Source organism: Rhizobium sp. P1_C7 (genome assembly GCF_056406295.1).
Map to the genome: position 1 here is coordinate 346,793 of NZ_JBFUAL010000006.1, position 20,413 is coordinate 367,205.

The following is a 20,413-nucleotide window of genomic DNA, read 5'->3' on the forward strand; positions in this document are numbered from 1 at the left end:
GTCTACGCGAACGTCCGGTATCGCCGGATCGTTTCCTCCGCTGCATCGATTGCCGCGGGAGTGCCGACCGTTAGCCAATGTCCTTCGAGCATAATGCCGTACAGCCGCCCGCGTTCAATCGCCTTGTCGAAGTAGAGGTTCAGGTTGAACGCATCGTCGGGCGCATCGTCGAGGAACGATGTGTTCATCGCAATTGCGCCGGCGTAGACGACGGGAGAGGGTCGCTGGTCGCGATACCGGCTGAGCTTGCCGTCCGTCGCAAGGTTGAAATCGTTCTTGCCGTTGTGGCCGGTCGTATCTTCGAGTTTCACGCAAAGCATGGCCATGTCCATATGTTCGGCATCGAAGAATCCGGCTAAGCGACGCAGGTTGCTCGGGCGATCCGCCTGTTCGCCAATCCAGAAGAGGTCGGCATTCGTGACGAAGATATTGCCGCGGTCAAGGAGCTTCAAGCCCTTTGCCAGGCCGCCGCCGTTGTTCATCAGCCGGTCGCGCTCGTCAGATATGATGACCTCGAGTGCAGTGTAGGCGCTCAAATGGTCGAGCATCTGCTCGGCAAGATAGTGGACGTTCACGACCGCCGTCTCGACGCCGGCCTCGACAAGCGAATCCAGCGCATAGTCGATCATCGGCTTGCCGTCGATCTTCACCAACGGCTTCGGGATCGTATCGGTGATCGGGCGCATACGGGTGCCGAGGCCGGCAGCCAGCACCATGGCTTGCTTAATCGTCATGTCATCCGGAACTTATGATTCGCTCGCAACTATACCAGCTCTTACGCACCAGTCGCGCAAGGGGGCAAGCGTTTCGTGCTTCAGGGCGACGTCGAGATAGGCAAGCGTGCGCGGCATGTGCTTCATGTAGCCGGGCTTGCCGTCGCGCTTCAATAGCCTCACCCACAGGCCCGCCAGTTTGCAGTTGCGCTGCGCCGACATGATGGCCCAACTCTTGAGGAATCTTGCTTCGTCAAATCCGCCTTGGGCTCGGCGCAACGATAGATAGTCGTCCATGAGTTGCTGAAACAGCGCCGGCTCGATGGTAACGCGGGCATCCTGCGTGATCGAGACGAGATCGTAGGCAGTGGGGCCAATCATCGCATCCTGGAAATCGATCAATCCCACCCGCTTGATGCCGCTTTCTTTCTGGCGCCAGATGATGTTCGGGGAATGGAAGTCGCGCAGCAGCAGGTTCTTTTCAGCTACATTGAGTTCGTCGATCAGTCGATCCCAGATCGCCAGATACTCGTCGCGTTCTGCCTCGCTCGCCGGTGCGCCGGCGCGTTTCCAGGGGAGGTGCCAGTCGAGAACGAGCCGTACCTCCATCTTCGTCGCCGTTCGGTCGAAATTGGGGATGTGATGGACGCGCGTCTCGGTGACGCGGATGTCCTGCGGTATGGTCAACGAATGCAGATGTGCCAGGCACGCGACACTCGCACGGTAGCGCTCGGCGATCGGTCTACCGTCGCCATCGAGAACGCCGTCGGAGCCGAGATCCTCAAGTAGCAGGATGCCCTGTTCGTAATCGACGTTGTAGATCTCCGGCGTCGCGAATCCTTCCTGATGGAGCGCATTGGCGATCGCGACGAAGGGGTATGCGTTTTCCGCAAGATGCGCGACCTTCGGATAGGGTTTGCCGTCCAGAACCGGCGGCCCCTCGGCAAGTGGCGGCCAATCCATCAGGATCCGGCGAACCCCATCGGCAGGATAGACTGCCTCATAGGCGCGCAGGGAGGCGTCGCCTGTCAGGAAGCGGCGCTTGGCGCCGGCAAAGCCGGCATCGTCTATAAATTTGCGGATAGCAAGGACGCGGCGAATGCGAGCGGCCTGCCGTTTGGGGGCTGCGATCGTGACGCGGCGCCCGGCGCCTTCGTGCTCCAGTCTCAGCGTGACCCTGTCGTTCGGCAGTTCGCCCTCTGCCATCTCGGGCCATTCGACCAGACAGATACCGTTCTGCAAGGCCTCGTCGAAACCAAGCTCGTTCAGTTCTGCCGGGTCGCCGAGGCGGTAAAGATCGAAATGGGAGACCGGAATGCGCAAATCGTAGGATTGCACCAGGGTGAAGGTAGGGCTCGGCACTTCGAGCTCGGCGTCATCGGCAAGCGCACGCAGAAAAGCACGGGCGAGTGCTGACTTTCCGGCGCCGAGATCGCCTGATAGTGCAAGGCAGTCGCCTGCCTTGAGGGCCAGCGCCAGATCCTCGCCGAGGCGGATTGTCGCGGCGTCATCGTCAAGGAATAGTGAGGTGGCGGCGCTGCCGGCTGTCATTCGGCGGCGGCGATGGAGGTTGGCTGGCTGGCTGACGGAATGCGGCAGACGACCGTTGTTCCTTTGCCGGGCTGGCTGTCGATCGTAACCTGGCCGTTGTGCAGGTTGACGAAGCTGTCGACAATCGAGAGCCCGAGACCCGCGCCGCCGCGCTTCCCGCTTTTTGCGCCGGTCGCGAAGCGATCGAAGACGTTGGTGATCATCTCCTGCGAAATGCCTGGGCCGCGATCGGTGACGGAGAAGACGAAGTCGGTCCCCTCGCGGTCGCACCGCAGGGAAATTCCGGCACCCTCCGGCGAGAAATTCGCCGCATTCGACAGCAGCTTGACCAGAATCTGCTTCAGACGCTGCGGGTCCGCGATGATCGATCCGAGACGCGCCGGTGCGGTGATCTCAAGCGACACGCCGCTTTCCTGCAGGCGATCGGCAATCTGTATGGAGACGTCGTCAAGCAGGTCGCCGAGCTCGATTTCCGAATAATTGAGCCGCATGATGCCGGCATCGACGGTCGCCAGATCGAGAATGTCGTTCACCAGTGTCAGGAGCACCGAGGAGGAGGTCGAGATATGGTCGATGTACTCAGCCTGGCGGTCGTTCAGCTCGCCGATTCCGGGCGTCCGCAGGAGATCCGTGAAGCCGATGATGTTGGTGAGCGGCGAGCGCAGTTCGTAGGAGACATGCTGGACGAAATCGTTCTTCAGCTCGTCGGCCTTTCGCAGGGCGTCGTTCTTTTCTGTCAGCGCACGTTCGGCTCTCACGCTGTCTGTCATATTGACGAAGGTCAGCATGGTCTGGGCGTTCGGCAGCGGAATGATCGCATAGTCGAGCACGAGACCGGAGAACAGCTCAAGCGTTCCCTGGCTGGAACGGCGCTCGTCATCGAAGCTGGTGATCAATTCGGCAAACGTCTTCCAGCCATCGGGTCGGTCGTAAGACGGTGCGCAGGCTTCGCCGAGCGAGCGAATATGGGTGCCGGGCTTTGCTTCGGTTTCCGTAATACCCCATAGCGCCCGGAAGGCGGGGTTCGAAAGACGAATGCGTCCGTCCGGCCCGAACACGGCAACGCCTTCGGAGAGGTGGTCGATGGTCTCGCCCTGCACCTTGAGCAGCGTGTTGTAACGGGTCTCAAGGTCGACCTGTTCCGTTAGATTCTCGAAGACCCAGGTCGCGCCACCCTGGGGATGCGCGGTTGCGAAGACCCGCAGCGTCTGCCCGTTCGGCAGGTGCCAGAGATCGGATTGGGTGTCGAGCGCCCGATAGACCGAAAGTGCGCTGTCTTTCCACGATTTCCAGTTCAGCTGGTCCGGCAGCTTCTTGGCAGCGCGCAGGCGTTCCAACAGCTCGGCATTGTCTGGCCGGCTTTCGAGGAACGCGATGTCGAGCTGCCAGAGCGAGACGAAGGCCTGGTTGTAGAATTGCAGGCGGCGATCGCCATCGAAGATCGCGACAGGTGTCGCCAGATGATCGAGCGTCTCGGCATGGCTCTTCAGCGTGCGTTCCAGCTCGGCCCGCACGGCCTCGATGCCCGATACATCCACCGCAATGCCGGCGGAACCGCTCGGTACCTTCACGTCGACCACGTCGAAGAAGGTACGGTTGCCCTGGACGACAGTCGAGATTTTGTCATGGAATGGCGATTCCGCCGTCGCCGCGGCGCGAATGCGTTCGCGGGCAATGGTGGTCAGTAGTTCGCGGCCTTCGTCGACAGCCTGGTCCGGCGATACCGCATCGACTGCGTCGCCATAGGCATGATTGACCCAGGTAAGCCGGCCGTCGGTGTCGCGCTGCCATGCCGGCAGGTCGATGGAATCGAGGAGCCCCTGGAAAGCCGAAATCGAAGCAAGCAGCCGGTCGCGCTCGATCTTCAGTTCGGCAAGTTCGGCGCGGAGATTGTTAAGCGCAACGAAACGAACGAAGGCACGGCCGCCGGAGACGCGGCCCTGCGCTTCGAGAATTTCGTCCCGGTGCGTCTCGACGACCATGTCGAAGCTGTGGGCCGACTCGCGTAGGCGATCGATCGCCCGCTCAAGTTCGGATGCCGAGCGTGGCCTGAGCCACAGCCCGAAGGCAAGGAATTCGTTGTCCTGGGGCGCGCCTGTTTCCGGCGGCAGCTGGCCGAGCAGCTCAGGGCGCTCGTCGCCGTCCCATATCACGATACGCCGGTTCTTATCGGCGATCAGGGCTTCGTACTGCGATATGCGCTGCTGCGCGTCAGACAGCGCGGAGCGGATATTGCGGCTTTCGCTTTCGAGGTTTCCGCGCTGGCGTACGACCCAGAGTGTCGACAGCAGTGCCGCCGAAATGACGCCGATTACGATGGAAAGACCGACGACCTGCGAGGATGTGAAGAGATGCGCGGAAGCTGCGGCTTCCGATTCCACCTGCGCGAAGACCGGCCGGGCTAGCGACGCAATGGCCGTACCGGCAGCAAAGGTCCCGGCCACGCGAGCCAACACCCCAAGCCTCGGCGTCGAAGCCGTGGACGCGCCGATAGATTTCCTGTCGCCTGACAGCAACGGGCCGGGGGCAGTGCGAACACCATCCTCCGCCTGTTCGATCAGGCTGTGCATCGTTTCCAACATGCCCGGTATGTCTCCGTCCTTCAATGTGCCGCATCACGACAAGACATCCCATTTTCGAAGCAAACGGACGGGTCCGTGGCAACGAATCGAGTGTTAAAACAATACTTCGGAAGGGATTCGGCGGGAAGGTGTGTGCCAAAAAATAAGGGCGCGGCATTTGTCAATGCTACGCCCTCTACATGTTGTGGATATTGGTTCTGCGATTAATATCTGTAGTGGTCAGCCTTGAACGGGCCCTGAGGCGTGACGCCGATATAGGCGGCCTGCTCTTCAGAAAGCTGCGTCAGCTTCACGCCGAGCTTGTCGAGATGCAGGCGCGCAACCTTTTCGTCGAGATGCTTCGGCAGAATGTAGACCTGATTCTGGTATTGGTCGGGCTTGGTGAAAAGCTCGATCTGCGCCAGCGTCTGGTTCGTGAACGAAGCCGACATGACGAAGGAAGGGTGACCTGTCGCATTGCCGAGGTTGAGCAGGCGGCCTTCGGAAAGAAGGATGATGCGGTTGCCCTTCGGGAACTCGATCAGGTCGACCTGCGGCTTGACGTTGGTCCACTTCAGGTTACGAAGTGCGGCGACTTCGATCTCGTTGTCGAAGTGACCGATGTTTCCGACGATTGCCATGTCCTTCATCGCACGCATGTGGTCGATGCGGATGACGTCCTTGTTGCCCGTCGTGGTAATGAAGATATCCGCCGAGGAAACAACGTCTTCAAGCAGAACGACTTCGTAACCGTCCATGGCAGCCTGCAGTGCGCAGATCGGATCGGCTTCCGTAACCTTGACGCGGGCGCCGGCGCCGGAAAGCGAAGCGGCAGAACCCTTGCCGACGTCGCCGTAGCCGCAGACGACAGCAACCTTGCCGGCCATCATGACGTCGGTGCCGCGGCGGATGCCGTCGACCAGCGATTCCTTGCAGCCGTACTTGTTGTCGAACTTCGACTTGGTGACCGAGTCGTTGACGTTGATCGCCGGGAAAGGCAGCAGGCCTTTCTGGCTGAGCTGATACAGGCGGTTCACGCCGGTGGTCGTTTCTTCGGTCACGCCCTTGATGGCATCGCGCTGCTTGGTGAACCAGCCCGGCGAAGCGGCAAGGCGCTTCTTGATCTGCGCGAAGAGGATTTCTTCCTCTTCCGAATGGGGGTTGGAGAGCACGTCTTCACCGGCTTCGGCACGGGCGCCGAGCAGGATGTACATCGTTGCGTCGCCACCGTCATCGAGAATCATGTTCGAAACGCCGCCGTCGGCCCACTGGAAGATCTTGTCGGTGTAAACCCAGTAATCCTCAAGCGACTCGCCCTTGATCGCGAAGACCGGAACGCCGGAGGCGGCAATTGCGGCAGCGGCGTGGTCCTGCGTCGAGAAGATGTTGCACGATGCCCAGCGGACTTCCGCGCCGAGAGCGACGAGTGTCTCGATGAGAACGGCCGTCTGAATCGTCATGTGCAGCGAGCCGGTGATGCGCGCGCCCTTGAGCGGCTTTGCTTCGCCGAATTCGGCGCGGCAGGACATCAGGCCCGGCATTTCAGTCTCGGCTATCGTGATTTCCTTGCGGCCGAAATCCGCAAGACCGATATCGGCGACGATATAATCTTGTTCAGTGCTCATTGGGTTCTCCAGGCTGAAAGTCGTCTCAGGAAGGCGAAGGCGCGAAAAAGGTCGCACCGCGAAGCGTTCGCGCGCAAACGCGACTATGCCCGCCGTTTAGCAGGCTTCTATGACGAAGGCAATAATGATATAAAGAAGTCTTTATATGTTTATATGACCGCTCGGGAATCACATGTCTTCGCCGAACTTGTTCTGGATCAGTTCGTCGAGCGCTTCGAGTGCCTGTGTAGCCTGATTGCCGCTGGCGGAGATGACGACGCTCGAGCCAGGGCTCGCAGCCAACATCATCAGTCCCATGATCGAGTTGCCGCCGACGGTCATGCCATCCTTCGATACAGTGATCGCCGCATCGAAAGTCTCGACGGTTTGCACGAATTTTGCCGAAGCACGTGCATGCAGCCCGCGCTTGTTGATGATGAGAATTTCCCGGGAGAGCGAGGTGGTCATGGCGAGGTTGGCTCGTTATTTGCCGCTGAGAACGCGGCTGGCGACGTTGATGTACTTCCTGCCGGCCTCGGACGCTTCGACGAGCGCCTTCTCCATGTTGTTTTCGCCGCGCACGCCTGCAAGCTTGATGAGCATCGGCAGGTTCATGCCGGCGATAACTTCGGTATGGCCGCTGCTCATCACCGAGATCGCGAGATTGGAGGGCGTGCCGCCGAACATGTCGGTCAAGATAACCACGCCATGACCATCGTCTGCACTTGCCACCGCTTCGAGAATATCCTGCCGCCTCTGATCCATGTCGTCCTCGGGACCGATACAGACCGTTTCGATGAATTTCTGAGGACCGACAACGTGTTCGACCGCATGACGAAACTCTTCAGCCAGCTTGCCATGGGTGACAAGCACAAGTCCGATCATGATACTACTGCTCCTAGTGGCGTATGCAAACGGTGGGTCGAATATCGCAATGCAGCAATCTCGTCCACCGTGGGGGCACATCTTGGCGATGAAAAGCCGAAGTGCAAGACAAAAATACGACTTAATAGCCCAGATTTGCTGATTTCGTGGGCATTATCGTCCAATATCGGGCACTCTTGCCATTAATGCAGCCAGCGGCAACGGTGCGTTAGCCAGCAACCGAATTGCCGGCAGATCGATGCCGCCGGCGATCACAGCTCGCTCGCCCTCTGGCGGAACGCGATCCTGACCCGACGCGCTGCCAGGCAGGATAGCATAGTGCATCGGCGCCTCGGCGACGTGCGGCACGCGAACGATCCCGGTACCCCGCAGTTCGATCAGGCCCGCGATCGTAGGCGGGCACTCCGCAATCACGGCACCGTTCCGTTGCGAAATGAGAACCTGGTCGTCTGCGACCAGCATGGAAGCTATACCCAGGCGATTGCCTTCGCTGACGCATGCAAATGCCAGCATCGACTTTCCCCATCCGGAAGGCCCGACGAACAGCAGTCCGGTCTTGCCGACGACAATGGCAGTCGCATGAATATTTGAAGCGCCGGCCGTCATGCTGCGGAATCGGCGGGCAGGGCGAGGGTGAAGCGAGCGCCGACGACCTTTTCGGTCTCCGGATCAATGATGTTTTCTGCCCGCAGCGAGCCGCCGTGCGCTTCCGCGATCTGGCGGCTGATCGACAGACCGAGGCCGGAATTCTGGCCGAAGTCCTCGGCTTCCGGGCGGTCGGTATAAAACCGCTCGAAGATGCGATCGATATTCTCAGCCTGAATGCCCGGACCATTGTCTTCGACATAGACGATACAGCGCGAGCGGGTCCGCACCAGCCTCACGGTGATCTTGCCGTCCTGATCGGAGACGAAGGAACGGGCGTTCTCGATGAGATTGGTGATGATCTGGCCGATGCGCAGATCGTGGCCTTTGACGACGAAGCGCGTCTTGACGCCAGGCTTGCGCTCGATGGCGAATTCGATCTGAACTTCCTTCTTGCGGCTGCGGATCTGCCGCGAAATCTCGACGAGGTCGCGCAGCAGCACTTCGAGATCCACCGAACCGGCATCGACACGCGCGAGTTCCGCGTCGAGACGCGAGGCGTCGGATATGTCGCTGATCAGGCGGTCGAGGCGCCGGACATCATGTTGGATGACGTCCATGAGACGCTTCTTGGAATCCTCCGACTTGGCAAGCGGCAGCGTTTCAACGGCGCTACGCAATGAGGTCAGCGGGTTTTTCAACTCGTGGCTAACATCGGCGGCAAAGCTCTCGATCGCGTCGATGCGGTCGTAGAGCGCGGTTGTCATCTCGCGAAGCGCGATGGACAGATTGCCGATTTCATCCTGTCGGGCTGAGAAATCCGGAATTTCTTCGCGTTCCTTGGCCCCGCGGCGTACACGGATCGCGGCAGCCGAAAGGCGGCGCAGCGGATTGGCAATCGTCGAGGAAAGAACCAGCGAAAGAAGCACGTTGACCAATGTGGCAACCCCGAACACCCGCATGATAGCAAGACGCTCGGCATGCACGATATTGTCGATATCGCCGGCCTGCGTGGACAACAGCAGAACACCGAGAACGGCCCGGAAACGCTGGATGGGCACAGCGACCGAGACGATCAGTTCGCCCTTCTCGGTCGTGCGCACGACGGCGCCGCGCACGCCCGTCAGCGCGTTCATGACTTCAGGATAGATCGAACCGTCACCGCCCGGCGCTTCCTTGTAGAGCGGCAGGTTGCCCGGTTGCAGGACCTTGTTGAAGATCGTGGCGAACCAATCCCCCCAGGTCTGCTCCTCGTCCTCGACCGGCGGAAGATCGAACCGCAGGACCTGGCCGCGCGAATAAAGGTGACGCGAATCGAGCAGCAGGTTTGCGTCGGCATCAAAAATTCGAGCGCGCGTCCGTGTCGGCGAAATCAGCCGGCGCAGCACCGGCGCTACCTTCTCCGGATCGATCGGAAATTCGAGGTCTTCGTCGTTCGGAACGGGCGTGATGCTTTGGCCAGCCTGCAGTTCGAGCAGCTTCTCGGGATCGATCGTGATGGAGTTGGTGTCAACGGATGCGGAGGCGGAGACCGCGCCCGCAATGATTTCGCCTTGCGTCAGCAAGCTCTCGACGCGGGCGTCGATCAACCCTTCGCGAAACTGGTTGAGGTAAAGGATGCCGCCGACGAGAACGACCAGCGCGGCAAGATTGAAAAACAGGATGCGGCGCGTAAGGCTTGAAAAGACGGCATTGCCGAAGATGCGGCGGATGATCGTGAAGGGGTGGGACCAACGTCGTCCCCTGACGCGGCGGCCGCTTAAGCCCTCCACGTCATCAAGATCCCTTTCTTGCACCAACTGTGCCAACGACATGCCCTTTCGGAGAGCGGACCGCTTGCGCGGCCGTCAGCTCTCTGCAATCTCACGTGCCGCGCCGATCGGGCGTCAGGCTGCTTCGCGGAAGCGGTATCCCACTCCGTAGAGCGTTTCAATCATATCAAAGTCGTTGTCGACCATCTTGAACTTCTTGCGAAGCCGCTTGATGTGGCTGTCGATCGTGCGATCGTCGACATAGACCTGTTCATCATAGGCCGCATCCATCAACGCGTCGCGGCTTTTGACGACGCCCGGGCGCTGCGCCAAGGAATGCAGAATCAGGAATTCGGTAACAGTGAGGGTCACCGGCTCGCCCTTCCAGGTGCAGGTATGCCGCTCTTGGTCCATTACCAGCTGGCCGCGCTCCAGGGAGCGGGCAAGCTGGGCAGCTCCGGGCTTTGGCGCAACGCCGCCGGCGGCAACCGTCGCGTCGCGGCTCGAGGCGCGGCGCAGGACTGCGCGGACCCGCTCGACCAGAAGCCTTTGCGAAAAAGGCTTGGTAATGAAGTCGTCGGCCCCCATCTTCAAGCCGAAAAGCTCATCGATCTCCTCGTCCTTGGAGGTCAGGAAGATCACCGGCATGTCTGATTTCTGGCGCAGGCGGCGCAGCAGTTCCATCCCGTCCATACGCGGCATCTTGATGTCGAATATGGCAAGCTGCGGTGGGCGGGCGAGAAGGCCGTCAAGGGCCGATGCGCCGTCCGTGTAAGTCTCGACCTTATATCCTTCCGCCTCAAGCGCAATCGACACTGAGGTTAGGATGTTGCGGTCGTCGTCAACGAGCGCGATTGTCGCCATGATATTCGTCTCCGTCATCTATGCGCGTCTCCAAGGAATATAAAACTGTCCCCCAGGCGGCCTTTCCGAACCGGATGCGCTTATGGGGATAAAGGTGGAACAAATTGTGGCAAAGATAAAGGGGAGGATTGTTGCAAAGTTTTGATGACAACCTAGGGAGGTACGGAAAAATGATCCAACCCCCGGCGATTCAAACGATTTAAAATAATCGCAATCAATTTAAATCGATTAAATAATTGATATTGCTACACTTTATCGATTTTTTACTATTGCGTTTTAAAAATCCTACCCGTACGGTCGCGCTCAGTTCTTATTGGCACTGAGCCTCAAGGGAAGGGAAACACCATGGAGTTGTTCGGAGTCCACAACCCGGCGATAGAGCTGGCGACAACAGGTTTGGCCAGCGCAAAGAGCGTCCGCTATAACTTTACCGCCGCTTCTCTCTATGAAGAGTCGATTCGCCGGGGTGAGGCCGAACTCACCGCTCATGGAGCACTGAGGGCCTTGACAGGCCAGCACACCGGCCGGTCGCCGCGCGACAAGTTCGTCGTCCGAGATGCGCATACCGAAGGTAAGATTTGGTGGGACAATAACAAGCCGATGGCGCCGGAGCATTTTGCGCTGCTGAAGCAGGACATGCTCGCGCATGCGGCCGGAAAGGAACTGTTCGTGCAGGACCTGATCGGCGGTGCCGACGCGGGCAATGCCTTGGCGACCCGCGTTGTGACCGAACTCGCCTGGCATTCGCTGTTCATCCGCAACCTTCTGATACGTCCGGAGAGGTCGGCGCTCGAAACCTTCGTTCCCAAGCTGACGATCATCGACCTGCCGAGCTTCAAAGCCGACCCCGCACGCTACGGCTGCCGCACGGAAACCGTGATCGCCTGCGACCTCACGAACGGCGAGGTCCTGATCGCCGGAACGTCCTATGCTGGCGAAATGAAGAAGTCGGTCTTCACCGTGCTGAACTACCTTCTGCCGGCCAAGGATGTCATGCCGATGCATTGCTCGGCCAATGTCGGTCGGGATGGCGATGCGGCTGTTTTCTTCGGGCTTTCGGGTACCGGCAAGACGACGCTGTCGGCAGATCCGGCGCGTACGCTGATCGGCGATGACGAGCATGGCTGGGGCGAAAACGGCATCTTCAATTTCGAAGGCGGTTGCTACGCCAAGACGATCCGCCTGTCGGCCGAAGCAGAGCCAGAAATCTACGCCACCACCCAACGTTTCGGCACGGTTCTCGAAAACGTCGTCCTGAACGACCTGCGCGAACCGGATTTCAACGATGGATCGCTCACGGAAAACACCCGCTGCGCTTACCCCCTGGAATTCATTCCGAACGCTTCCGACACGGGCCTGGCGGGCCACCCGAAGACGATTATCATGCTGACGGCCGACGCCTTTGGTGTCATGCCGCCGATCGCCAAACTGACGCCGGACCAGGCTATGTACCACTTTCTGTCCGGCTACACCGCCAAGGTCGCCGGAACGGAGAAGGGCGTGACTGAGCCGGAAGCAACCTTTTCGACCTGCTTCGGCGCACCGTTCATGCCGCGCCACCCGTCGGAATACGGCAATCTGCTGAAGGATCTCATCGGTCGCCACGGTGTGGAGTGCTGGTTGGTCAACACTGGCTGGACGGGCGGCGCCTACGGCACCGGCAAGCGTATGCCAATCAAGGCAACACGCGCACTTCTTGCCTCAGCGCTCTCAGGAGAGCTCGGCAAGGCCGAGTTCCGTACCGATCCGAATTTCGGCTTCACTGTACCGGTGGCCGTTCAGGGCGTCGAAAGCGGAATCCTCGATCCGCGGTCCACATGGCAGGATGCCGTCGCCTACGACTCGCAGGCTGCAAAGCTCGTCGCGATGTTCATTGCGAATTTCGCCAAGTTCGAAGATCATGTCGATGGCGGGGTGCGCGATGCGGCCCCGGGTTTTCAGATCGCTGCTGAGTAGTAGAGCAAAGCATTGATGATTCACGTGAAACCCCGGCCTTCGTTCGCCGGGTTTTTGCGTGTTTCCAAGCAGGCGGCAATGTGAGATAGAAATCGCATGGCCAGCGACCCGCTCTATATCGACGACAGGATCACCATCGCCGGATGGGAACTGACGGAACAATTCGTTCTGGCAGGCGGCCCCGGCGGGCAGAATGTCAACAAGGTCTCGACCGCCGTCCAGCTCTTCTTCAACATTGTGAACTCGCCCGCGCTCAACGAACGGGTCAAGGGCAACGCCGTAAAGCTTGCCGGCAGGCGCCTGTCCAAGGAAGGCGTGCTGATGATCGAGGCAAGCCGCTTCCGCAGTCAGGATCGCAATCGCGAAGATGCGCGCGAGCGGCTGAAGGAAATGATCATCGAGGCAGCAAAACCGCCGCCTCCGCCGCGCAGGAAGACAAAGCCAACGAAAGGTTCTGTCGAACGGCGGCTGAAAGCGAAGTCCGGCCGCTCCGAGGTCAAGAAGATGCGGGGGCGTCCGCCGGGCGGAGATTAACATGCAGCAGTTGCCGAACGGCGTTCGCCATCGCCCCGACTATCTAAGCCGCTCGCGTCAGGAAGCCTTGGTCGATGCGATCCGCGCGATCGTTGCCGATGCGCCCCTTTTCGTGCCTGTCATGCCCGGAACCGGCAAGCCGATGTCCGTCCGGATGACGAATTGCGGATCTCTCGGGTGGGTCACGGACAAAGAGCGCGGCTATCGCTATCAGCAGATCCATCCGACGACCGGTAGGGCGTGGCCGGAGATGCCGCAAGAACTGTTGGAAATCTGGAACGACGTCTCCGGCTATCACAAGCCACCGCAGGCCTGCCTCGTCAATTTCTATTCGGACGAGGCGCGCATGGGGCTGCATCAGGACAAGGACGAACAGGACCTTGAGGCGCCGGTCGTTTCCATCTCGCTCGGCAATGCCTGCCTTTTCCGTGTCGGCGGATTGGGTCGCAACGACCGGACCCTCTCCTTCAAACTGTCGAGTGGTGACGTCGTTATTCTTGGTGCCGAGGGGAGGCTGTGTTTCCACGGAGTCGACCGTATTTATCCGGCAACCTCGACCTTGCTGAAAAACGGTGGCCGCATCAACCTGACGCTCCGCCGCGTAACGCCCTAGAGCTTTCTGAGTGCAACCTGCTCGGTCAGATGATTCTGGCCCTTGCGCAGGATGAGATCGGCGCGCGGGCGGGTCGGCAGGATATTCTCTCGCAAGTTCTTGAGGTTGATGTTCTCCCAGAGCCCTTCCGCGATCGAAAGCGCTTCTTCTTCGCTGATCGACGCGTAGCGGTGAAAGAACGAATTGGGATCGCGAAATGCCGTCTCGCGCAGTCGCATGAAACGTGTGACGTACCAGTTGTGAATCCGGCTTTCTTCCGCGTCGATATAGATCGAGAAGTCGAAGAAGTCGGAAACCATCGGCACGATCTTGCCCCCTGCTGGCAGATCGCGCGACTGCAGCACGTTGATGCCCTCGAAGATCAGAATGTCGGGCCGGTCGATGATCGTGTATTCGTTCGGCAACACGTCGTAGACCAGGTGCGAGTAGGACGGCGCCTTGACGTTCGGCTGTCCGGCCTTGATCGCAGCCAGAAAGCGCAGAATTGCCCCTGTGTCGTAGCTTTCAGGGAAACCCTTGCGCTGCATAAGGTCTTCCCGTTGCAGCACTGTGTTCGGATAGAGAAAACCATCCGTCGTCACGAGATCCACCTTTGGACTGGAAGGCCAACGCCGCAGAAGCTCTTTCAGGATGCGGGCCGTGGTCGACTTGCCAACGGCCACCGAGCCGGCGATTCCGATGACGAAGGGCGTCTTGGCGACATTGGAGAGGCTGAGGAACCGGTTCCGTTGCTCGAAAAGCAGCTGCGACGATTCGACATGCGCTGACAGCAGCCGTGACAACGACAGATAGATCCGTCGTACTTCGTCAAGGTCGATCGGGTCGCCCATGGAGCGCAGCCGTTTGACTTCGTCCAATGTCAGCGTCAGCGGCGTATCTGCGCGGAAATGAGCCCACTCTTGCGACGAAAAGAAATGGTACGGCGAATAGTCGTTCGCCTGGAAGTGGTCGAGCGCCTCAGCTGCGCCTTGGATTTGCTTCGCAATGCTCATGGATCTTGCCGACCGGCCTTTTCCTTGATGCCGGATTGCCCGGTCCGGCGTTCGAGTTCGTCGATCACACTCTGCAACGGAATGCCTGCGATCTTCAATACGACCAAGAGATGATAGAGGACGTCGGCAGCCTCGTAGGTGAGATTGTTGCGGTCATCGACAACAGCGGCCATCACGGCCTCGATCGCTTCCTCGCCGAGTTTCTTCGCCGCTTTCGATTGTCCCGAGGCGACGAGTTTCGCCGTCCAGGATTCGCTTGCAGGTGCCCTCGAGCGCTCTTCGACGATCCTCTCGAGATCGAAAAGGGTAAATTGGGTCATTGGCTAGCCTTCAGCTCAGTCGAGACGCATCGCGATGCCGTTGGAAGCCATATAGCGCTTGGCCTCGCCGACGGAATAGGTACCGAAGTGGAAGATCGAGGCGGCAAGAACTGCGGTCGCGTGCCCCTGCTTGACGCCAGCCACCAGATCGTCGAGATCGCCGACGCCGCCTGAAGCGATCACGGGCACCCGCACCGCATCGGCAATCGCCCGTGTCAGCTCAAGATCGTAGCCGACTTTGGTTCCGTCGCGGTCCATCGAGGTGACGAGCAGTTCGCCGGCGCCGCGCTCAACCATTTTCACGGCGAAATCCACGGCATCGATGCCGGTCGCATTGCGGCCGCCATGCGTGTAGATCTCCCAGGCGCTGAGGTTGTCGCCGCCGACCGCCCGCGTCAGCCGCCGCTTGGCGTCGATCGAGACGACGATGCACTGGTCGCCGAATTTGTCCGCCGCCTCTGCAACGAAATCCGGATTGTTGACCGCCGCCGAGTTGATCGAAACTTTGTCGGCGCCGCAGAGCAGGAGCTTTCGGATGTCGGCAAGCGTTCGCACACCGCCGCCGACGGTGACAGGCATGAAGCACTGTTCCGCAGTTCGCGCCACGACATCGAAGATCGTTTCGCGATTGTCAGAGGAGGCGGTGATGTCGAGGAAGCAGAGTTCGTCGGCGCCTGCTGCGTCATAGGCCTTGGCGGCTTCCACGGGATCGCCGGCATCGACCAGGTTGACGAAATTGACGCCCTTGACGACGCGGCCGTCCTTGACATCGAGGCAGGGGATGACACGAGCCTTGAGGGTCATTGCACCATCTCCTTTGCCCGCGCCGCCTTGATCAGCGCCAGGGCTTCGCTGGGATCGATACGGCCGTCGTAGAGCGCGCGACCGGAGATCGCGCCTTCCAACTTGCGGGCGTCGGGCCGCAGCATGCGCTTGACGTCGTCGATCGACGCGAGGCCGCCGGATGCGATGACCGGTATGGAAACGGCGTCGGCAAGTTCCAGCGTCGAATCCCAGTTGATGCCGGTCAGAATACCGTCGCGGTCGATGTCGGTGTAGATGATCGCGGCGACGCCGGCGCCCTCGAACTTCTTTGCGAGTTCCAAAATCCCGAGCGTCGAAGCCTCGGCCCATCCCTCGACGGCTACCTTGCCGCCTTTGGCATCGATGCCGACAGCGACGCGGCCGGAAAATGCCTTGCAGGCTTCGATCACTAGCGCCGGATCGCGAACGGCGACGGTGCCGAGGATGACACGCGTCAATCCGCGCGAAAGCCAGTTCTCGATGTGCTCGAGCGTGCGGATGCCGCCGCCGAGCTGCACCGGGTTCTTCGTCGCCTTCAGGATGGCATCGACGGCCGCGCCGTTGACGCTCTCGCCCGCAAAGGCACCATTCAGGTCAACGACGTGCAGCCATTCGAAGCCCTGCTCTTCGAAAGCCTTGGCCTGTGCGGCGGGGTCAGGATTGTAAACGGTCGCCTGCTCCATGTCGCCAAGCTTGAGGCGAACGCACTGGCCGTCCTTGAGGTCGATGGCAGGAAATAGGATCATTCTGTTCAGTCCTTGCAATCGCGCGAGCTCAGGGGTTCCAGCGCAGGAAATTGGCAATCAAGGCGAGACCGAGCTTCTGGCTCTTTTCCGGATGGAACTGGGCTCCTGCCATGTTGTCGCGACCCACAAAGGCGGTGATCGGTCCGCCGTAGCCGGCCGTCGCGATCACATTGTCCTCGTTCGCCGCGGCCAGATGGTAGGAGTGCACGAAATAGGCATGCAGCCCGTCCGATCCGGTTGGAATCCCGTCGAAAAGCGGGTGAGGGCTGTGGAGATCGAGCGTGTTCCAGCCGATCTGCGGAATTTTTAGATTGGGATCGTCAGGCGTCATCCTGACGACGTCGCCGGGGATCCAGCCGAAACCGTTGGTCACCGTCTTCTCAAGGCCGCGGGATGACATTAGCTGCATGCCGACGCAGATGCCGAGGAAGGGCCGCGCCTTCTTCTCGACTGCCTCGACGAGCGCCTCGCTCATGTCCGCAACGGCGGCGAGCCCACGGCGGCAATCCGCATAGGCGCCGACGCCCGGAAGCACGACGCGGTCCGCGGCGGCCACGTTCTCGGCCTTATCGGTGAGATCGATCACGGCGTCGATGCCGGCTTCACGGGCGGCGCGCTCAAAGGCCTTCGTTGCCGAACGCAGATTGCCTGAACCGTAGTCGATTATTGCGACGCGCATTAACGTCCTCCATCAAAACCAAAGAGACCGAGTGATGTGGCGTTGCCGCGACGCGCATTGGCATGGGACGCGCTGTCCCATTGCGCCGGGGGAACGTGGCTTTCGGCACCTATATCGGTCTGAATACTCGAAAAATAGATCTCTTCCGCGACCCGTAACGAATCGGCCGAGACCAGCGCGTCCTCCTCCCAGCCTTTTGAAACCAAGCTGCGGATGCGGAAATTCTGTCCTTCGAGGGCGACAAGGAGGCTCGTTCCGAAGGCGATCGCAGCGCCCATCGGCCATGGCCCGGGTCGGTCTATCAGGGCACCGCCGAGGCTTTGCAGCAAGAAGGCGGCGATCGCATGCGGCCAGAGCCGATAAGCCGCAAGCCAGAGCCACGGAAACAGGAAGCCGAGCACGGTAAATCCGTCGCGAATGATCTGCGTCTTCTTGTGTGCGACATCGGCTCCGCCGGGGGCCGTCAGAATCAGATAGCTGGAAGTCATATCGTCAAGCTCCCTGAAGGGGCTCAGACGAGCGTGCCCTTGGTCGAGGGAACACGGCCCGCCTGTCTCGGATCGATCTCTGTCGCCGTGCGCAACGCGCGGGCAACGGCCTTGAAGCAAGTCTCAGCAATATGGTGGTTGTTGGCGCCATAGTGGTTGAGAATATGCAAGGTGATGCCGGCGTTTTGCGCAAGCGCTTGGAAGAATTCGCGAACGAGTTCGGTATCGAACGTGCCGATCTTCGGCGCGCTGAAAGCGACGTTCCACACCAGGAAGGGACGACCGGAGAGGTCGACCGCAGCCTTTGTCATCGTCTCATCCATGGCGAGATCGATCGACGCGTAGCGCGTGATGCCGCGGCGGTCGCCGAGTGCCTTGGCGATGGCCTGACCGATGGCGATGCCCGTGTCTTCCACCGTGTGGTGATCGTCGATGTGCAGGTCGCCCTTCGTCTCGATCTCCATGTCGATCAGCGAATGTCGCGCGAGCTGGTCGAGCATATGGTCGAAGAAGCCGACGCCGGTGGAAATCTTCGCCTTGCCGGAGCCGTCGAGATTAACGGACACGGAAACAGAAGTTTCGTTCGTCTTGCGGGACACTGCGCCCGTTCGGCTTGCTGTGGTTTCGGCCATATGGCTGCTCCATCGGGAAATACGGGCGTTCCTTATCAGGCGGGCCTGGAAATATCCAGAACCGCGGCCGCAGAAATCGAAGCCATTTGCAATCGGCTGCCGCCAACTTACATAGGTCCCAACAAGGCGGGCGATCGGCCCGGTGCAAGAGCCAGGCAAGCGGGCAAAGGTGTGTTGATGACAACGATTATTACAGTTCGAAAGGACGGCAAGGTCATTATGGCGGGCGACGGCCAGGTGAGCCTTGGCCAGACGGTGATGAAGGGCAATGCCCGCAAGGTTCGCCGCATCGGCAAGGGCGACGTCATTGCCGGTTTCGCAGGCGCGACCGCTGATGCGTTCACCCTGCTGGAGCGGCTTGAAAAGAAGCTCGAGCAGTACCCCGGGCAGCTGATGCGGGCAGCGGTCGAGCTCGCCAAGGACTGGCGCACCGATAAGTATCTGCGCAATCTCGAAGCCATGATGCTGGTTGCGGACAAGTCCGTAACGCTGGCAATCACCGGCAACGGCGATGTTCTTGAACCCGAGCACGGCGCCATCGCAATTGGCTCTGGTGGCAACTATGCGCTCGCAGCCGCCCGCGCCTTGATGGACACCGACAAGTCCGCCGAGGAAGTCGCCCGCCGTGCTCTCGATATCGCCGCTGAAATTTGTGTCTATACCAACCACAATATCGTGGTCGAAACGCTGGATGCGGACGCCTGAACCTTTCCAAGAGATTTCACCCCTGATGGGACATAGAAGATGACGACATTTTCCCCCCGCGAGATCGTTTCCGAACTCGACCGCTACATTATCGGCCAGCATGAGGCCAAGCGCGCCGTGGCAATCGCGCTGCGCAACCGTTGGCGCCGCCAGCAGCTCGAACCCGATCTGCGCGACGAAGTCATGCCTAAGAATATCCTGATGATTGGCCCCACCGGCGTCGGCAAGACGGAAATCTCCCGCCGCCTCGCCAAGCTTGCTGGCGCGCCGTTCATCAAGGTGGAAGCGACGAAATTTACCGAAGTCGGCTATGTCGGCCGGGATGTCGAGCAAATCATCCGCGACCTCGTCGAAGTCGGCATTGGGCTTGCGCGCGAAAAGAAGCGCTCCGAAGTGCAGGCGAAAGCCCATATGAGCGCCGAGGAGCGCGTTCTCGATGCGCTCGTTGGCTCGACTGCCTCTCCTGCCACGCGTGACAGCTTCCGCAAGAAGCTGCGCACCGGCGAAATGGACGATAAGGAAATCGATATCGAAGTGGCCGACACCAACACCGGCATGGGTGGCTTCGACATTCCAGGCATGCAAGGCGGCAATGTCGGCGTTCTCAACCTTTCGGAAATGTTCGGCAAAGCGATGGGCGGCCGTACCAAGAAGGTCCGAACGACCGTCAAGGCGTCCTATGCCGAGCTGATCCGAGACGAGTCCGACAAGCTGATCGACAACGAGGTCATCCAGCGGGAAGCGGTCCGTGCGGTCGAGAACGACGGCATCGTCTTCCTCGACGAAATCGACAAGATCGCCGCCCGCGATGGCGGCATGGGTGCCGGCGTCTCTCGCGAAGGTGTACAGCGCGATCTGCTGCCGCTCGTCGAAGGCACGACCGTATCCACCAAATACGGACCGGTGAAGACGGACCACGTCCTCTTCATCGCCTCGGGCGCCTTCCATGTGTCCAAGCCTTCGGACCTCCTGCCGGAACTGCAGGGCCGCCTGCCGATCCGTGTGGAGTTGCGTCCGCTGACCAAGGAGGATTTCCGTCGCATCCTTACGGAAACCGAGGCGAGTCTCATTCGCCAGTATCGGGCGCTGATGGAAACCGAAGGCCTGAACCTCGACTTCACGGACGACGCCATCGACGCGCTCGCCGATGTCGCGGTTCACTTGAACTCATCGGTCGAAAACATCGGTGCCCGCCGTCTGCAGACGGTGATGGAGCGGGTGCTCGACGAAATCTCGTTCAATGCTCCCGATCGCGGTGGCACGGCGGTGACGATCGACGCGGCCTACGTTCGCCAGCACGTCGGCGATCTCGCCCAAAACACGGATCTGTCGCGCTTCATACTGTGATGTCGGCACCGGCTTGCCTTGCCATAACCGGGGCGATGCCGGACTTTTGACAGCCTGGACTCTCGACAACGGGCCTTTTACTT

Annotated in this window: 21 protein-coding genes; 5 read left to right on the forward strand and 16 right to left on the reverse strand. The window is 60.2% G+C overall.

Features of this window, described 5'->3' with window-relative positions; translation table 11 throughout:
- Positions 1-2: 2 nt before the first annotated feature.
- The 9 genes from AC1D2R_RS12315 to AC1D2R_RS12355 form a co-directional block, all read right to left on the reverse strand.
- Positions 3-734: a nucleotidyltransferase family protein gene (locus AC1D2R_RS12315; RefSeq protein ID WP_477967546.1), complete on the reverse strand. Its 732-nt coding sequence runs from the start codon at positions 732-734 to the stop codon at positions 3-5.
- A 12-nt stretch (positions 735-746) separates the two neighbouring features.
- Positions 747-2,264, reverse strand: coding sequence for a tRNA (adenosine(37)-N6)-threonylcarbamoyltransferase complex ATPase subunit type 1 TsaE (tsaE, locus tag AC1D2R_RS12320; RefSeq protein WP_477967547.1), 1,518 nt, complete (start codon positions 2,262-2,264; stop codon positions 747-749).
- Complete coding sequence (locus AC1D2R_RS12325) at positions 2,261-4,846, reverse strand: PAS domain-containing sensor histidine kinase (protein ID WP_477967548.1); 2,586 nt, start codon at positions 4,844-4,846, stop codon at positions 2,261-2,263. Before AC1D2R_RS12325 ends, tsaE begins: the two co-directional genes overlap by 4 nt.
- A 203-nt stretch (positions 4,847-5,049) precedes the next feature.
- Positions 5,050-6,450 (reverse strand): adenosylhomocysteinase, encoded by a 1,401-nt coding sequence (gene ahcY / locus AC1D2R_RS12330; protein ID WP_477967549.1) that lies wholly within the window; start codon positions 6,448-6,450, stop codon positions 5,050-5,052.
- A 168-nt stretch (positions 6,451-6,618) separates the two neighbouring features.
- The gene (locus tag AC1D2R_RS12335; protein WP_477967550.1) at positions 6,619-6,897 is read right to left on the reverse strand and encodes an HPr family phosphocarrier protein; all 279 of its coding nucleotides are present in this window, start codon (positions 6,895-6,897) and stop codon (positions 6,619-6,621) included.
- 15 nt (positions 6,898-6,912) lie between these two features.
- Positions 6,913-7,314, reverse strand: coding sequence for a PTS sugar transporter subunit IIA (locus AC1D2R_RS12340; protein WP_037064533.1), 402 nt, complete (start codon positions 7,312-7,314; stop codon positions 6,913-6,915).
- 153 nt (positions 7,315-7,467) lie between these two features.
- The gene (locus tag AC1D2R_RS12345; RefSeq protein WP_477967551.1) at positions 7,468-7,920 is read right to left on the reverse strand and encodes an HPr kinase/phosphorylase; all 453 of its coding nucleotides are present in this window, start codon (positions 7,918-7,920) and stop codon (positions 7,468-7,470) included.
- Positions 7,917-9,707 (reverse strand): stimulus-sensing domain-containing protein, encoded by a 1,791-nt coding sequence (locus AC1D2R_RS12350; RefSeq protein WP_477967589.1) that lies wholly within the window; start codon positions 9,705-9,707, stop codon positions 7,917-7,919. The genes AC1D2R_RS12345 and AC1D2R_RS12350 overlap by 4 nt, the downstream gene beginning before the upstream one ends.
- A 78-nt stretch (positions 9,708-9,785) precedes the next feature.
- A complete protein-coding gene (locus AC1D2R_RS12355) occupies positions 9,786-10,514 on the reverse strand; it encodes a response regulator transcription factor (protein WP_477967590.1) in 729 nt (242 codons plus the stop codon).
- 345 nt (positions 10,515-10,859) lie between these two features.
- Between AC1D2R_RS12355 and AC1D2R_RS12360 the strand changes: the two genes are divergently transcribed.
- The 3 genes from AC1D2R_RS12360 to AC1D2R_RS12370 all read left to right on the forward strand — a co-directional run bounded on the left by AC1D2R_RS12360 (position 10,860) and on the right by AC1D2R_RS12370 (position 13,617).
- Complete coding sequence (locus AC1D2R_RS12360; protein WP_477967552.1) at positions 10,860-12,470, forward strand: phosphoenolpyruvate carboxykinase; 1,611 nt, start codon at positions 10,860-10,862, stop codon at positions 12,468-12,470.
- A gap of 96 nt (positions 12,471-12,566) precedes the next feature.
- Positions 12,567-13,004: an alternative ribosome rescue aminoacyl-tRNA hydrolase ArfB gene (gene arfB / locus AC1D2R_RS12365; protein WP_477967553.1), complete on the forward strand. Its 438-nt coding sequence runs from the start codon at positions 12,567-12,569 to the stop codon at positions 13,002-13,004.
- Position 13,005: 1 nt separating this feature from the next.
- On the forward strand, positions 13,006-13,617 hold the full coding sequence (locus AC1D2R_RS12370; protein ID WP_477967554.1) for an alpha-ketoglutarate-dependent dioxygenase AlkB family protein: 612 nt from the start codon (positions 13,006-13,008) through the stop codon (positions 13,615-13,617).
- Here AC1D2R_RS12370 and coaA read toward each other — a convergent pair.
- The 7 genes from coaA to hisB are packed head-to-tail and all read right to left on the reverse strand — an operon-like array spanning position 13,614 to position 18,278.
- Entirely contained in the window at positions 13,614-14,609 is a 996-nt protein-coding gene (coaA, locus tag AC1D2R_RS12375; protein WP_477967555.1) for a type I pantothenate kinase, read from the reverse strand. The genes AC1D2R_RS12370 and coaA overlap by 4 nt on opposite strands.
- Positions 14,606-14,929, reverse strand: coding sequence for a phosphoribosyl-ATP diphosphatase (locus AC1D2R_RS12380; protein ID WP_477967556.1), 324 nt, complete (start codon positions 14,927-14,929; stop codon positions 14,606-14,608). The genes coaA and AC1D2R_RS12380 overlap by 4 nt, the downstream gene beginning before the upstream one ends.
- Positions 14,930-14,944: 15 nt before the next feature.
- A complete protein-coding gene (gene hisF / locus AC1D2R_RS12385; protein ID WP_477967557.1) occupies positions 14,945-15,733 on the reverse strand; it encodes an imidazole glycerol phosphate synthase subunit HisF in 789 nt (262 codons plus the stop codon).
- Positions 15,730-16,479, reverse strand: a complete 750-nt coding sequence (hisA, locus tag AC1D2R_RS12390; protein WP_477967558.1) for a 1-(5-phosphoribosyl)-5-[(5-phosphoribosylamino)methylideneamino]imidazole-4-carboxamide isomerase — start codon at positions 16,477-16,479, stop codon at positions 15,730-15,732. The genes hisF and hisA overlap by 4 nt, the downstream gene beginning before the upstream one ends.
- A gap of 28 nt (positions 16,480-16,507) precedes the next feature.
- Entirely contained in the window at positions 16,508-17,158 is a 651-nt protein-coding gene (hisH, locus tag AC1D2R_RS12395) for an imidazole glycerol phosphate synthase subunit HisH (RefSeq protein WP_477967559.1), read from the reverse strand.
- Positions 17,158-17,646: a DUF2628 domain-containing protein gene (locus AC1D2R_RS12400; protein WP_477967560.1), complete on the reverse strand. Its 489-nt coding sequence runs from the start codon at positions 17,644-17,646 to the stop codon at positions 17,158-17,160. The genes hisH and AC1D2R_RS12400 overlap by 1 nt, the downstream gene beginning before the upstream one ends.
- 23 nt (positions 17,647-17,669) lie before the next feature.
- Positions 17,670-18,278 (reverse strand): imidazoleglycerol-phosphate dehydratase HisB, encoded by a 609-nt coding sequence (hisB, locus tag AC1D2R_RS12405; RefSeq protein ID WP_477967561.1) that lies wholly within the window; start codon positions 18,276-18,278, stop codon positions 17,670-17,672.
- Positions 18,279-18,455: 177 nt separating this feature from the next.
- Between hisB and hslV the strand changes: the two genes are divergently transcribed.
- Both hslV and hslU read left to right on the forward strand, forming a co-directional pair.
- Complete coding sequence (gene hslV / locus AC1D2R_RS12410) at positions 18,456-18,983, forward strand: ATP-dependent protease subunit HslV (protein ID WP_477967562.1); 528 nt, start codon at positions 18,456-18,458, stop codon at positions 18,981-18,983.
- A gap of 39 nt (positions 18,984-19,022) precedes the next feature.
- Complete coding sequence (gene hslU / locus AC1D2R_RS12415) at positions 19,023-20,330, forward strand: ATP-dependent protease ATPase subunit HslU (protein WP_057470217.1); 1,308 nt, start codon at positions 19,023-19,025, stop codon at positions 20,328-20,330.
- Positions 20,331-20,413 lie beyond the last annotated feature (83 nt).